We start from the raw sequence: 13,224 nt of genomic DNA, 5'->3' as shown, positions 1-13,224 counted from the left end.
ATGGGATCTTCCTTTCCTGTGGCCCTCGCTCCGGAGACTGAAGCCGGAGCGTCGGTGACGCAGCCATTTCCTAGCGCGTCAACGATCAGTCTGACATAGACAGCCAGTCGGCATACCGTAGCGAACCCGACCGTGCTCCCTTGCGCGGTAGCAGTGTGTCGTCGTTCAGTTCGACGCCGTAGTAGCGGGCGCTGTTGTCGGTCATGACCTGGCGTGTGTCTTCGTTCGCGGTGAGGTGCATGCGGGCAATTTCGTCGAGGCCGAATTGCTCAGGCCCGCAGATCTCTATCGTGTCATTCCTTGCTGCTCCCATCGCCAGTTCGGCCAGAATTTCGGCAACGTTATCGGCAGCTATGGGCTGTATGGACGCCGAAGGAAGCCGGAAGCCTCCATCCGCCGCCATGTCGACCACACCGCCGATGAACTCGAAGAATTGCGTGGAATGGAGGATGGTATAGGGCCGCCGCGCTGCCCGGATGAGATTTTCCTGCACCATCTTCGCGTGGAAATAATCGCTTTCGACAAGGCGAGGCGTTCCCACCACGGAAAGGGCGATATAGTGGCCGACGCCTGCATCCGCGGAAGCCGCCAGCAGATTCCGGGTGGAGGCCTTGAAAAACGCCAGGGCGGAGCTGTCGCCAAATGATGCGGCGTTGGTGACGTCGATGACGACGTCGGCTCCTGCTATGGCTGACCTCAGGCCTTCTCCTGTCACGCTGTCGACTCCGCCTAGAGACGGGGATGCGCTGACCACTTCGATACCTGCCTGTCGAAGATCCTTGACGAGCCCCGTTCCGATGCGCCCGCTCGCTCCCATGACCGTAATTTTCATCTGCTTGCTCCATCTATTGTGCCGAACTGTGATCTGGACGCCTTGGCTGCCAAGGACGCCTCGGGGGTTGGCGACAACCTCGCTCTTTACTCGACGTCATCCTCGGCCTTGTGCCTGGCATTTGCTGCGCCGACAGCAGATGCTCGGGACAAGCCCGAGCATGACGAAAGAGGAGTTGGTCGCCTCAAGGACGCACGGGTTCGCCGCTATCCTACTGAATGTCACTTCACCGGCATGACAACCGGAGCGTCCGTCTTCTTCAGCAGCACGACGATGAACTTCGCCGGTTTGGACTTGCTCGCATTGCGGCTGACCAGGTGAATGTCGGAAGGACCTTCGTAGAAGGTCTCTCCCGGTGACAAGGTGACTTCTTTTCCGCCCTTGACCTGCATCACGATCGAGCCCTCCAGAACGTAGACGAATGCATTCGCCTCATGTTTGTGAATAGGCGAGGAACCTCCCGGCCCATACTCGACCGATATCATCAGCCCTTCCTTGCCGGGATAATTCGGAAGGTTCTTTTTCATGAGCGGTGTGACGGCTGCGCCGTCTTCGGCAGCAACCGCCAAAGTGCCAAAAAGGCAAACCGTGGCCGACACACATAGCGATAACAAAGCTGAATTCATTGCCGTAATCCTTCTGCTCGTTGAATGCGGATGTGGGTTTGATGCCTTGATCTAGGTCGGCCGTTGGGACTGTCGAAACCAATCCTCAAAGCCGATCTTGCCGAGCCTCGCGCCCTCGCCGGGCACAAGCGATCGATCGTCCAGTTCAGACCCGAAGTAGCGCGCATGAACGTCTGCCTCGACCCTTCTCGGATCGTTGATCGCTTTCAGATACCGGGCAACGATCTCGTGCATGGGGCCGCGCTCAGGCCCGGCAATCTCGATCGTGCCGTTAAGCGGCTTTGAAAGCGCGACGTCCGCCATCGCATCGGCAACGTCGTCCGATGCGATGGGCTGGAAAGCTGCGGGAGAAAGACGCGCGACGGTGCCGACAGTGGCTTCGTCGGCGATGCCCTTCAGGAATTCGAGGAACTGCGTCGAATGGACGATCGTGTAGGGGATAGGCGATGCCTTGATGAGTTTCTCCTGGGCGAGTTTGGCACGGAAGTAGCCGTTCTCAGGCAATCGCTCCGTTCCGACGATGGAGAGCGCAATATGGTGCTTGACGCCGGCCTTGGCTTCCGCAGCGAGCAGATTGCGGCCCGAGGTTTCGAAGAAATCAAGGACCGCCTTGTCTTCCCACGACGGTGAGTTTGCAAGGTCGACGACGACGTCGGTGCCGGCCAGCGCTTGCGCCAGGCCCTCTCCGGTGATGGTGTTGACGCCGGTGCTTGGTGAGACGGCCAGCACCTCGTGGCCTTTAACGCGCAGACGCGCCGCGGTCTTGGACCCGATGAGCCCCGTGCCGCCGATAAGAACGATTTTCATGACGAACCTCCCTTTTGACGCCCCTTCGGGTCGGTGTTGACGCCCTTTCGGGCCAGATGTCTCAGATCTAGATCACGCAAGTCGGAATGAGCCGCGAAAGACGTTTGAGGCTTGGACAAGTCAAGTCGCCGTATATCGTCGCCATGGCTGAGGTCAGCCGAGACCGAACCTGGCATCGCGGTGCCAGGCAGAATCCTCCTTAATGCGATCAGGCGCAACTCAAATGGCGCGCGGAGATTCAGCATCGCCACATGACATGTGCCGGGCGGATCATTGAGGTGTGATTGAGGTGAGGGCAGTTCCAAGCAAGCTCAATACGGCTAGCTCTGAAGGAAATCGCTAGGTGTAGACCGAGCGTTGATAGCACAAAGCGAAAATTGTCTCCGGCTGCCTCTGGAGCAGCCGTTGCCAGGCCGGCGGCGTTTGCAGCGCACGCGTCTGTTCAGATGTGCAAGGACGCTGTAACACTTTGAATTGCTGCATTCTTCCCTAGATCGATTTCGATTTAAGGAAGAATGCCGTAGGCATCCAAGATTCGTTTCCGAGCCGGGGCAGAGGCATATGGAACCAACACACTTGTTCGAGCTCGTCATCGCGATGTTTCTTGCGATCATCGCGCTGCACTATGCCGCCCACAGGCTCGGATTGCCGCCGTCCGTGGCGTTGCTGACGGGTGGCGCTTCGCTGGCGTTTGTGCCGGGCCTGCCGGCGATATCAATTGATCCCGGACTGGTGCTGGTCATCTTCCTGCCGCCGCTGTTGATGGACGGCGCCTGGTCCATTGCCGCCGGGCGGTTGCGGCGGCATGTGATCGGCATCGCCTCGCTTGCCGTCGGCGCGGTGTTCTTCACCTGCGCGGTCGTCGCCGTTGTGGCCCACCTCATCTTTCCGTCGCTTCCCTGGGCGGCGTGCGCGGCGCTTGGCGCGATCGTTGCGCCGCCTGATGCGGTTGCGGCGCGTGCTGTGCTGCAGCGGGTCAGGCTGCCGCGGCGGCTTCAGATTCTGCTGGAAGGCGAGAGCCTGCTCAACGATGCCAGCGGCCTGGTTCTCTTCCGCTTTGCCGTTGCCGCTGCCGCAACGGGCGCCTTCAGCGCGGGGGAGGCGGCCGGCAGCTTCCTCGTGCTGGCGCTCGGCGGCGCCGTCGTCGGCATCGTTGTGGGAACGGCATGGTACAAACTCGTCCGGCGTCTCGGCGACGAATATCTCATCATCGCAGCCTCGGTGCTGCTCGGCTGGATTGCCTATCTGCTCGGCGAGCAACTGCATGTTTCCGGCGTCATCGCCACGGTTACCGCCGGCCTGATCATGAGCTGGCACCAGCACACCGTGCTTTCAGCCGCAATGCGCATGCGCGGCATCTCGTTCTGGACGGTGATGATCTTCCTGATGGAAGCGGCGGTGTTCATCCTGATCGGGCTGTCGCTCCGGGATGTCGTCGAACGCGGCGGCGGCTTTGCCACCGTGATCGCGACCATGGGATTGCCGATGCTGGCGATCCTCGTGGCGCTCGTGCTCGCGCGTTTTGCCTGGGTCTTCGCCGCCGATTTCGTCATCAGGTTATGCACTGCCCTGGGGTTCACACGCGCCGCGCCGCTCGGCGTCGGCGGCGCCACCGTTCTCAGCTGGGCGGGCGTGCGTGGCGTGGTGACGCTTGCTTTGGCGCTGAGCTTGCCGGAAGGATTTCCCGGCCGCGACTTCATCCTCGTGACAGCCTTCGCCGTCATTCTCGGAACCGTGCTCATACAGGGCACGACATTGGGGCGGGTGATTGCCTGGGCGCGGCTGGTGGAGCCGGAGTCGGAAAGAGCGCGCCTGACGATGAGCCAGGCCGAAGCCGCCATGGCGCAGGCGCAGTTCGGCATCGTCCAGAGCCTGGCCTATGACGAAGAAGGAAAACTCATCCACCCGCAATTGCTGGAGCGCTACCAGCGCCGCGCCACGTCGATCATCGACTACGCCGAGAAAACCGAGCAATATATACCGGTGCTGCATGCGCATTTCGACGTCATTCTCGAAGCGGTTGCCATCGGGCGTCGGGAACTCATACGCCTTCATCGCGCCGGCGAGATCGACGACGAGACGTTGCTGGAGCTGGAACGGGATCTCGATCTCGAGGAGCTGAGTGCGATCTCGGCCAAGGCGTGAGGTTCAGCGCCTCGCGTCTTCGGCTTCAACGCATTGCGATATCGAGGCTTAGACAAGCGCGGTCCTGATGTCGCCGCCGAGCGGCGTCCTGCCCTAAATGGCGATCTGTTCGCCGAGTTCGACGACGCGGTTGGATGGCAGGTTGAAGTAATCGGACGGATCGATGGCCAAGCCCTCCAGCGCCATGAATATGCGCTCCTGCCAGGCGGGCAGCCCGGTGTTCGGCGTCCTGACGAGGTTCCGGCGGCCGAGATAGAAGGAGGTCCTCATGATCTCGAACTTGAAGCCGCCCTCGCGGCAGAGAGCCAATGCCTTGGTGACATCAGGGTCGTCCATGAAGCCGAAGGTGATGTCGAGGCGGACGAAACGCGGCGAGAGTTGGCTGATCTTGATGCGGCGGCTGTCGGGGACATAAGGTTCGTCCTCGGTCCAGACGGTCAGGATGACGTTCTGTTCGTGGAGCACGTGGTTGTGCTTGAGATTGTGGAGCAGCACGTTCGGTGTCCGGTCAGGAACGCTGGTCAGGAAGACTGCCGTTCCCGGAACGGTGACCGGCGAATGGTCGGACTTTCGCTCGATCGACCTGATGAAGGAATCGAGCGGGATCTCGTTGTTGGCCCGCAGTCTCTTCAGATAGGCCTGGCCTCGGGTCCATGTCCACATCAGGATCATGATCGCCAGCGCAAGGGCGACTGGAACCCAGCCGCCATCGTAGATCTTCAGCAGATTCGCCGCCAGGAACATGACTTCGATGGTGAAGAGCGGCAGCAGCCAGGCGGCGGCGAGCACGAGGGAGTAGCCCCAGACGACCCGAAGGAACTGGAAGACCAGCATGGTCGAGATGACCATGGTTCCAGTCACGGAGATGCCGTAGGCGGTCGCCAGCGACTCGGAGTCGCCGAAGGAAAAGATCAGCATCAGCACGCCGACCAGCAGGAGAAGATTGACGGCCGGCACGTAGATCTGGCCGGTGTTGGTCTCCGACGTGAACTTGATCCTCAGCCTCGGCAGGAAGCCGAGGTGAACCGCCGAGCGGGATAGCGAAAATGCGCCTGTTATCACCGCCTGGCTGGCGATGATCGTTGCCATCGTCGCCAGCAGAACCATCGGCGGCAAGGCCCAGTCGGGATACATCAGAAAGAACGGGTTGCCGGCCGTTTCGGGATGGGCGAGAACCAGCGCGCCTTGCCCGAGGTAGTTCAGCAACAATGCGGGAAAGACGAGCACGAACCATGCCATCTGGATCGGGCGGCGTCCGAAATGCCCGAGATCGGCATAGAGCGCCTCGGCACCCGTCACCGTCAGAAAAACGGCGCCGAGCACGATGAGGCCGACGCTGCCGGCATGGGTGAGGAACAGGAATGCATTGGCCGGATTGAGCGCGGCCAGAATCCTCCAGTCGTCGCCGATATGGATCAGGCCGCCGGCCGCCATGGCCAGAAACCACAACACCGTGATCGGCCCGAAAAGCTTGGAGACGGCAGCCGTTCCCCTCGACTGGACGGCAAACAGGACGATCATGATCGCCGCCGATGCAAGCGGGACGTATTCGGCAAAGGCGGGTGTGATCAATTTCAGGCCCTCGAGCGCCGACATCACCGACAGGGCCGGCGTGATCATCGCATCGCCGATGAAGAGGGCAGCGCCGATCAGGCCGGCGAAGAAGAGCACCGGCACGTTTCGTCCCATCTTCTTCATCAGGAGGGCGAGCAGCGAAAGCGCGCCGCCTTCGCCGTCATTGTCCGCCCTGAGAAGGAAGAGCACATATTTGAAGGTCACGATGATCGTCAGCGTCCAGACCATCAGCGAAATCAGACCAATGACCTCGGCCTCATGCACGCCATCGGCAGCAAACGGCCTCAGCGCCTCGCGAAAGGCATAGAGCGGGCTAGTGCCGATATCGCCATAGACGACGCCGACCGCGCCGATGACCAGCCCGACAAAGCCCTTCCTGCCGACGCCGTCCCCCGTCTTCTCCATATGCGTCGACGTCATGGTTCCCCGCTCATGCCACTTGCCTATGAGAACAAACATATGCCGCATTGCAGAACGGCAAGCAAATTGATGCGGGTGCGAATATTTTTGTGAGGGGCGGATGCGGGGATGGGAGGGTGGCGTTGCGATCCGTTCAAATATCGTCAGTTCGCATCCCCTTGCGATTGCGCTGTCGCATGGTAATAGGGATGCATGACCTGCGCCCTGAACCTTTCGAGCTTCTATTACACGCTGCTCCCATAGAGCGGCGCAAGGTCATATTCCTGACACTCGAGACGCCGCACGGTCGGCGGCACGTGTGTCAACAGATGGTCTCCGGCCTCATCGGCCCAAATGGAGACCCTCGTGATACTATCCTCTCAGCCCACCGGACCTAGATCCGACTTTCTTCGCACTCTGAGCGAGCGCGGCTTCCTGCATCAATGCACCGACTTGGAAGCATTGGACAATTGGCTTTGTTCAGGAGCCGGCAGAGCCTATAACGGCTTCGATCTCACCGCCGACAGCCTGCATGTCGGGCATCTCATTCCGATCATGATGCTGCGGTGGTTCCAGAAGACCGGCAACAAACCCATTGCATTGCTCGGTGGTGCGACAAGCCGCCTGGGCGATCCGAGCTTCCGCGACACGTCGCGTCCCCTTCTCAGCGACGAGCAGATCACGAAAAACCTGATCGGCATCCGCCGTGTCTTCGAGCGGTTCCTCGCTTTCGGGGACGGCCCGACCGATGCTGTCATGGTCAACAATGCCGACTGGTTGGGTGGGCTCAACTACCTCGATTTTCTGCGCGATATTGGGCCGTATTTTTCAGTCAACCGGATGCTTACATCGGAGAGCGTGCGCCAACGGTTGGAACGAGAGCAATCACTGTCATTGCTGGAATTCAACTACATGGTCATGCAGGCCTACGACTTTCATGTCCTCGCAGAAAGCCGCGGCTGCCTGCTTCAACTTGGTGGCTCCGACCAGTGGGGCAATATCGTCAGCGGCGTTGAATTTGGACGGCGGATTGGCGGGCGAGCGCTGTTTGGATTGACTGCTCCGCTACTGACGACGTCGTCGGGCGTGAAGATGGGCAAGAGCGTTTCGGGGGCGGTTTGGCTAAACGCCGACCGGTTGTCGCCCTATGAGTTCTGGCAATTCTGGAGAAACACCGGGGATGCCGATGTGGGTCGTTTTCTCAGGCTGTTCACCGAGTTACCCTTAAGTGAAATTGCACGCCTCGACGTGCTTCGGGATTCCGAGATCAACGAAGCGAAAAAGATCCTTGCCGACCAGATCACCAGCCTGTGCCACGGGGCAGATGCGGCAGCGCAAGCGTCCGAAACCTCCCGGCGCACCTTCGAAGCGGGCGAGGTACCGGCTGGTCTCCCGACGGTCAGGCTCCCGGATAACCTTCGCGGCGATTTTCCGCTTGTCGACGCCATGGTCGCCGCCGGCCTCGCCAAATCGAAAAGCGAAGCACGGCGATTGATCGTCGGCGGCGGGGTTCGGGTGAACGGCGGCGGTGTAAACGACGAGGCAATGCGGCTTGGCGACTCCGACGTTCAGGACGGCGTGATCCGGCTATCGGTCGGCAAGAAGCGACACGTCCTCCTTCAGTCGGTTTAGTGTGGTGTCTTCAATGCGGGGAGCGGTCCAAGTCGACCACTTTGTCGCGCTCCCATGGATACAAGCTTGATGTGGCAGCGTGTGCGGCAGCGGTCTTCATGCAACGAGAAAGAACAGCCGAGGGCAGAACGCCCTCGTTCACCCGCACGACCGCGAACCGCCTGTTCAAGCCGCTCCAGGCTGTCTCGCCACTTCGTAGCGAGCCCGGCTCAGGCTGACCAGGCTCGCTATTGCCGCGCAGCCGCCCGCAGTGACGACCGCAAATTCGAGCGCGTTCGACAACGGCAATGTTGCGAAGATGATCGACATGCAGATCCCACCCAGGGTTTGGCCGAGAAGCCGCGCGGTGCCTTGCATGGCGCCGGCGGCGCCGCTTCTGGCTTTCGGTGCCGACAGAAGGAGAATTCGGTTGTTCGGCGTTTGGAACAGTCCGAAACCGAGGCCGGCGATCACAGTGCCGACGAGAAACGCGATACCTCTCGGATCGGGCGGGGCGAATCCGACCACCAGGAGGCCCAGGGCGAGCAGCGCGCCGCCGATGGCGCAAAGCCATGCCGTCTTGACGCGGTTTGCCAAACGTCCCGAAATGGGCGCGATGATCGCGGTCGCGGCAGGCCAGGGCATCATGTATAGACCGGCCAGAACCGGCGTCATGTGCAACGTGTGTTGAAGGTAAAAGGGTAGCGCGATGTAGCTCAGCATCTGGCCGCAGAAGCACGATATCGAGGCGATGACCGCCACGCGGAATGCCGGTTCCGCCAGCAGGTCCGTGGGAACGATTGGTGCGTCACTGGTCCGTTCAAGGCGCAGCAGGACGAAAAGGCAGGCCAGCGAGGCGGCGATGAGGACGGCGCCGCTTATCGGCGCGATCGCTATCCGGTCGGCGCCGCAGAAGAAAAGGATGAACATCAGCGTGTTGGCCAGCATCGCCTTCGCGTTCAGCTTGCGCTTCGCGCCCTGAATTTGCCCGAGCAGACCGCCGCCGAGCAGAACGATGACGCCGAGTGGTATATTGACTGCAAACAGCCAAGGCCAGGTGGTGACGGAAAGGATGGCGCCGGCAATGCCGGGGCCGGCAGCGGAGGAAATGGCGATGACCATGGCATTGATGCCGATGATAGGGCCCAGCATGTGCTGCGGCACAGCCGAGCGCAGGTTCATCATGGCAAGCGCCATGATCGCGCCACCTCCCAAGCCCTGCGCGAAACGAGCAAGGATCAGTAAGGGAAGGTCGCCCGCGAAGGCGCAGGCCGCGGAAGCCGCAGTGAACAGCGCGACGCCGATCAGGAAGACCCGCCGCGCGCCGTAGATTTCACCCAGCGCGCCACATGGAAGAATGGCAACGAGCACGGCCAGCTGATAGGCCGAGACGACCCATACGGTGCTACCCGCCTCGGCGTGCAGCGAGACCGCGATCGAGGGTAAGGCGACATTGGCAATGGCTCCGTCCAAAACGACAAGAACAAGCGTAAGAAGCAACATGGCAATAGCCAGGTACCGTCGAGGCGACGCCAGGCCGTCTTGAGAAATTGGTGCGGTGTAGGTGAGGGACATAAGCACTCCTCGATGTTTGTTGGACGGTCGACTACTTAGGCTTTGCTGATTGCCCGCGCCAGACGCAACAAAATCAATTGACCGTTGCGTCTTGCGCCGTGCCTGAATAGAATTGAGCCATGTCTGATCTCGATCTTAACCTCTTGGTGGCACTGGATGCGTTGCTGCGCGAGCAGAGCGTATCGGCCGCCGCTCGTCGGCTTGGCCTCAGCACGTCCGCCATGAGCCGGACGCTGTCACGGTTGAGGACCGCGCTAGGTGACCCGATCCTTGTGCCGGCCGGGCGTGGCATGGTTGCGACGCCCCATGCCCTGGCGATTGGTGCCGAGGTACACTTGTTGAAAGAAGCCGTGCAAGCCGTGCTTAGTCCGCCGTCGACCGTGGAGATTCGGGAGGTGCGGCGCCACTTCACGATCCGTGCCAATGAAGCATTCGTGCTTCTCTACGCCGCGGGTCTGAGCGCCGCTGTGACGAACGCTGCGCCGGGGATAAGGCTTCGCTTTGCGCCGAGATCGGACAAGGACGTTCAGGCCTTGAGGGACGCGGCCATAGATTTGGACATCGGTGTTCTCCCGCGTGACAGCGGGGAGCTGCGTTGCCAAACCCTTTTCGAGGATCGGTATGTCGGTCTCGCAAGGGTAGGGCACCCGATCTTCGATGCAGATCGGATAACGGCCGAGCGCTATGCCGCCTCGGGCCACGTGCTCTTCTCGTTGCAAGCGGATTTCGCCGGTCCGATCGACAGGGCGCTCGCCGAATTGGGCCATGTCCGTGATGTCAGGCTGATCGTGCCAAGCTTTCCGGCGGTGATAGCAGTTGCGGCGGCATCCGATTTGATCGGCTCGATTCCGAAGTCATATTGCAAGGCCGCCGCGATGAGCCATATCAAAACCTTTGATCTGCCGGTAGCCGTGCCGGGTTTCAACATCGTGCAGGCGTGGCACCCCCGCATGGACGCAGATCCCGTGCATCGCTGGCTGAGGGCGCTGATTTTTGAGACGTTCCACTCGATGAACTGAGTGTGTGACCTGTCAAAGCAAGCGCTTCGTTCCCGTTCCGCGGAGGTGATCCGCGATCTTATGCGGTGCAGCCTCCCGTTGATGCAGGGAGCGGGAATTACTGCTCGGCAGCGCCGAATGGTGATCGCTGATGGTGCCAATAAGTGGACATCAGTCGTGAGCGGCTGCCAACCACTGTGTAATTACCGGCTGCATCATGCTGACAGGGGCTGTCAGCAAAGGTGGTCGATAATGCTGAGACCGCGGGTGTCCGAGCCAGTCGCCATTTCGTCGGAATGTCCAGCTATGCCGTCGGATGCCTGGGCTTCAATCCCGCCCCAATCGGAGCAGAGTCCGCGAGATGAAGCCGCACCACCGTATTTTCTTCATTCAGTTTGCCGTGGCCCTTTCCCTGGGGGCGTTTGTTTCGCGGCTGCCCGACCTTCAGCTCAAGTTTAGCCTGACGGAAGGCGAGCTTGGCCTTCTGCTCGCCGTCCTGTCCTCCGGTGTTCTCTGCGGGTTGACGTTCTCGGTGAGGTTCATCGAGAGGCTCGGTGCGCGCCCCACCGCCTTCGTCACCGTCTTCGGTGCGTCGCTGTTTTTCGCGTTGATCCCCTGGATGCCCTCAGCTCTCTTGGCGGTGCCGTTGTTCTTCATTGCCGGCGTTTTCACCGGAGCATTCGAGATCAACGCCAATATCGAAACCGATCGCCATGAGGCGCTGCTTGGGTACCGCATCATGAGCCGGGCTCACGGTATGTGGAGCTTCGGCTTCTGCATCACCGCCCTTGTTGCCGCCGGCATGCGGCAGGCTGCCGTCTCCATGGAACTGCATACCTTCATCGTCCTGGTGACGGTCTTGATTGCCGGGTCGATCGTTTTCTCCGGGATCGAGAATGCGCCCCGGCGGCAGGACGCTCACCCCGGAGATACGCCGATCATCGCTTTTCCCACGATCGGACTGCTCCCCCTTTGCCTTGTCGCCGCAGCTCCGCTTCTTGCCGAAGGCGCAAGCGTCGATTGGTCGGCGATCTATATGCGGGACGTATTCGCGGTCGAACCCTTCGTCGGCGGGCTCAGCGTGGCCATTTTCTCCTCGTTCATCGCCATCGGGCGGCTCGGCATGGACCCTGTCATCGACCGCTTCAATCCTCGCCCGGTCGCAATCACTCTCCTTGGGATCGCGGCCATCGGTGTTGTCATGGTTGCGACGGCGACACACCCTATTGTCGCGCTCGCAGGCTTTGGCCTGACAGGTATCGGCTGCTCTTCAGTTTATCCGCTTGCCATCTCGGCTGCGGCCCGACGCACGGATCGACCCGCACCCGTCAACGTTGCAGCGCTCGGGCAGACGACGTTCCTTGTGTTTTTTGCCGGGCCGCCACTGCTCGGTTTCGTTGCCGAACACTTCGGCATCCGCTTTTCGTACTGGGCGGTCGTCCCTGTTCTCGCCGCAGCACTGCTGGTCACCAAGGCACTTGCCGCTGATCCTGCCCCGGTCACAGGCCAGCCCGAACCGGCGCAACCACACGGTTGACACGCCACGCCGGCCTCCGCTGTCGTAAGCTCGTTCACGTCCGCAACCGGAGGGGCAACCTCCGGCTTTCGCTGATGAATTGGGCGAGCGCAATGTATTTCCCATCACATCGAAGTATTATGAACGGCAATCGGAAATATAGCTCGTATAGGTGAGGAGCTAATTCCGCGCACTGTCGTCAACTCTTGGCGAATGGTTTTGCTGCTCAAGCATTGCGGACACAGTCCATCTCGTCTGAATGGACCTGGTTGGGATGGCGAAACTCCAGCCTCTCGGCCCAGCAAAACATATGTTTTGCGGGGTTTGTGATGGTCGTGTCCGGCCGCAAAAGGGAGGCTCGCCCACGGAGATCCGCGCCTCGCTTCGGACAAATTTCCGCCGCTAAAATGCCAGTATTAGTTGTTTCTAAATCACGCCATAATTCGCATCTACGTTGCCGCGCCTGTTTTATTCTTCGCCACATTTCGGAATTTCAAGATTATACAAACAATGGTGGGTAACTATGAAGGTTATTCTCGTCATCGTCCTCATGGCGCTTGCCGTGCCCTGTGAGGCGGACATGCTCGGCACGGCGTCCAAGTACAAGAGCATGCACGAACGCTCCATCTCCTTCCTCAGCATCAATCCGCGCAGAGTATCGTGGTGCGGGGCGTTCCTGGCCTTTGTCGCCAAGCGATCTTCGCGCCAACCGCCGCCCAACCCCAACATGGCGGCGTCCTGGAGGAAGTTCGGCAAGCCGGTGTTCTTCCGCGCCGCCAGGCGAGGAGATGTCGTGGTGATCCGTACCGGTCGGCGCTTTCATGTCAGCCTGTTCGATCACATCGACCAGCGCCGCCAGTACGTCTACCTGTTCGGCGGCAACCAATCCAACCGGGTCCAGCTATCCAGATATCGCGCCAGTTCGGTCGTCGCGGTGCGACGATGATGCCGGCCTAAGGGAGCAGGCATCGCTTCTGAAAAAGGCGAGGTATCGCTCCTTAAAAACCTCTTGTCTGCAAAAGATGATTGGATTCAATATCTTGCCGTTGACAGAGAGGTTTTTAAGGGGCTAACTTTCCATAAAACAGGCAGGCAGTTTTTGCCGCTGATGTTTCGGGCTTTCCCGGAAAAAGTTTGGCT

At 60.5% G+C, this 13,224-nt stretch carries 10 protein-coding genes; 5 read left to right on the top strand and 5 right to left on the bottom strand.

Going from position 1 to position 13,224, the window contains the following annotated elements; all coding sequences use genetic code 11:
• Positions 1–85 precede the first annotated feature (85 nt).
• From ELH03_RS12755 to ELH03_RS12740, 3 genes are all read right to left on the bottom strand, one after another.
• The gene (locus ELH03_RS12755) at positions 86–832 is read right to left on the bottom strand and encodes an SDR family oxidoreductase (protein ID WP_130766377.1); all 747 of its coding nucleotides are present in this window, start codon (positions 830–832) and stop codon (positions 86–88) included.
• A 221-nt stretch (positions 833–1,053) separates the two neighbouring features.
• Entirely contained in the window at positions 1,054–1,458 is a 405-nt protein-coding gene (locus ELH03_RS12745; protein ID WP_197729996.1) for a cupin domain-containing protein, read from the bottom strand.
• Between the two features lie 51 nt (positions 1,459–1,509).
• The gene (locus tag ELH03_RS12740; RefSeq protein WP_128412130.1) at positions 1,510–2,265 is read right to left on the bottom strand and encodes an SDR family oxidoreductase; all 756 of its coding nucleotides are present in this window, start codon (positions 2,263–2,265) and stop codon (positions 1,510–1,512) included.
• A gap of 561 nt (positions 2,266–2,826) precedes the next feature.
• Here ELH03_RS12740 and ELH03_RS12735 point away from each other — a divergent pair.
• Positions 2,827–4,410 (top strand): Na+/H+ antiporter, encoded by a 1,584-nt coding sequence (locus ELH03_RS12735; RefSeq protein ID WP_128412129.1) that lies wholly within the window; start codon positions 2,827–2,829, stop codon positions 4,408–4,410.
• Positions 4,411–4,503: 93 nt separating this feature from the next.
• Here ELH03_RS12735 and ELH03_RS12730 read toward each other — a convergent pair whose 3' ends face one another.
• Entirely contained in the window at positions 4,504–6,405 is a 1,902-nt protein-coding gene (locus ELH03_RS12730; protein ID WP_128412128.1) for a potassium transporter Kup, read from the bottom strand.
• 333 nt (positions 6,406–6,738) lie between these two features.
• Between ELH03_RS12730 and tyrS the strand changes: the two genes are divergently transcribed.
• Positions 6,739–8,016, top strand: coding sequence for a tyrosine--tRNA ligase (gene tyrS, locus ELH03_RS12725; RefSeq protein WP_128412127.1), 1,278 nt, complete (start codon positions 6,739–6,741; stop codon positions 8,014–8,016).
• A gap of 165 nt (positions 8,017–8,181) precedes the next feature.
• Here the strand turns inward: tyrS and ELH03_RS12720 are convergent, their stop codons facing one another.
• On the bottom strand, positions 8,182–9,498 hold the full coding sequence (locus ELH03_RS12720) for an MFS transporter (protein WP_130766375.1): 1,317 nt from the start codon (positions 9,496–9,498) through the stop codon (positions 8,182–8,184).
• Positions 9,499–9,689: 191 nt separating this feature from the next.
• Between ELH03_RS12720 and ELH03_RS12715 the strand changes: the two genes are divergently transcribed.
• From ELH03_RS12715 to ELH03_RS12705, 3 genes are all read left to right on the top strand, one after another.
• Complete coding sequence (locus ELH03_RS12715) at positions 9,690–10,589, top strand: LysR family transcriptional regulator (protein WP_128412125.1); 900 nt, start codon at positions 9,690–9,692, stop codon at positions 10,587–10,589.
• A gap of 340 nt (positions 10,590–10,929) precedes the next feature.
• Positions 10,930–12,105, top strand: a complete 1,176-nt coding sequence (locus tag ELH03_RS12710; protein ID WP_130766374.1) for an MFS transporter — start codon at positions 10,930–10,932, stop codon at positions 12,103–12,105.
• A gap of 502 nt (positions 12,106–12,607) precedes the next feature.
• Entirely contained in the window at positions 12,608–13,030 is a 423-nt protein-coding gene (locus tag ELH03_RS12705; RefSeq protein WP_128400454.1) for a TIGR02594 family protein, read from the top strand.
• The last annotated feature ends 194 nt before the right edge of the window (positions 13,031–13,224 follow it).

The sequence above is a fragment of the Rhizobium beringeri genome (genome assembly GCF_004306515.1).
In the GTDB taxonomy this organism is placed as follows: Bacteria; Pseudomonadota; Alphaproteobacteria; order Rhizobiales; family Rhizobiaceae; genus Rhizobium; species Rhizobium beringeri.
The sequence above is the reverse complement of the archived record's forward strand: the minus strand, read 5'-3'. Positions and strand labels throughout refer to the sequence as shown.

What these genes read in the sequence shown, in the direction of transcription:
- ELH03_RS12755 (WP_130766377.1), bottom strand. Translation starts at nt 832, where the DNA reads ATGAAAATTACGGTCATGGGAGCGAGCGGGCGCATCGGAACGGGGCTC.
- ELH03_RS12745 (WP_197729996.1), bottom strand. Translation starts at nt 1,458, where the DNA reads ATGAATTCAGCTTTGTTATCGCTATGTGTGTCGGCCACGGTTTGCCTT.
- ELH03_RS12740 (WP_128412130.1), bottom strand. Translation starts at nt 2,265, where the DNA reads ATGAAAATCGTTCTTATCGGCGGCACGGGGCTCATCGGGTCCAAGACC.
- ELH03_RS12735 (WP_128412129.1), top strand. Translation starts at nt 2,827, where the DNA reads ATGGAACCAACACACTTGTTCGAGCTCGTCATCGCGATGTTTCTTGCG.
- ELH03_RS12730 (WP_128412128.1), bottom strand. Translation starts at nt 6,405, where the DNA reads ATGACGTCGACGCATATGGAGAAGACGGGGGACGGCGTCGGCAGGAAG.
- tyrS (WP_128412127.1), top strand. Translation starts at nt 6,739, where the DNA reads ATGGAGACCCTCGTGATACTATCCTCTCAGCCCACCGGACCTAGATCC.
- ELH03_RS12720 (WP_130766375.1), bottom strand. Translation starts at nt 9,498, where the DNA reads ATGTTGCTTCTTACGCTTGTTCTTGTCGTTTTGGACGGAGCCATTGCC.
- ELH03_RS12715 (WP_128412125.1), top strand. Translation starts at nt 9,690, where the DNA reads ATGTCTGATCTCGATCTTAACCTCTTGGTGGCACTGGATGCGTTGCTG.
- ELH03_RS12710 (WP_130766374.1), top strand. Translation starts at nt 10,930, where the DNA reads ATGAAGCCGCACCACCGTATTTTCTTCATTCAGTTTGCCGTGGCCCTT.
- ELH03_RS12705 (WP_128400454.1), top strand. Translation starts at nt 12,608, where the DNA reads ATGAAGGTTATTCTCGTCATCGTCCTCATGGCGCTTGCCGTGCCCTGT.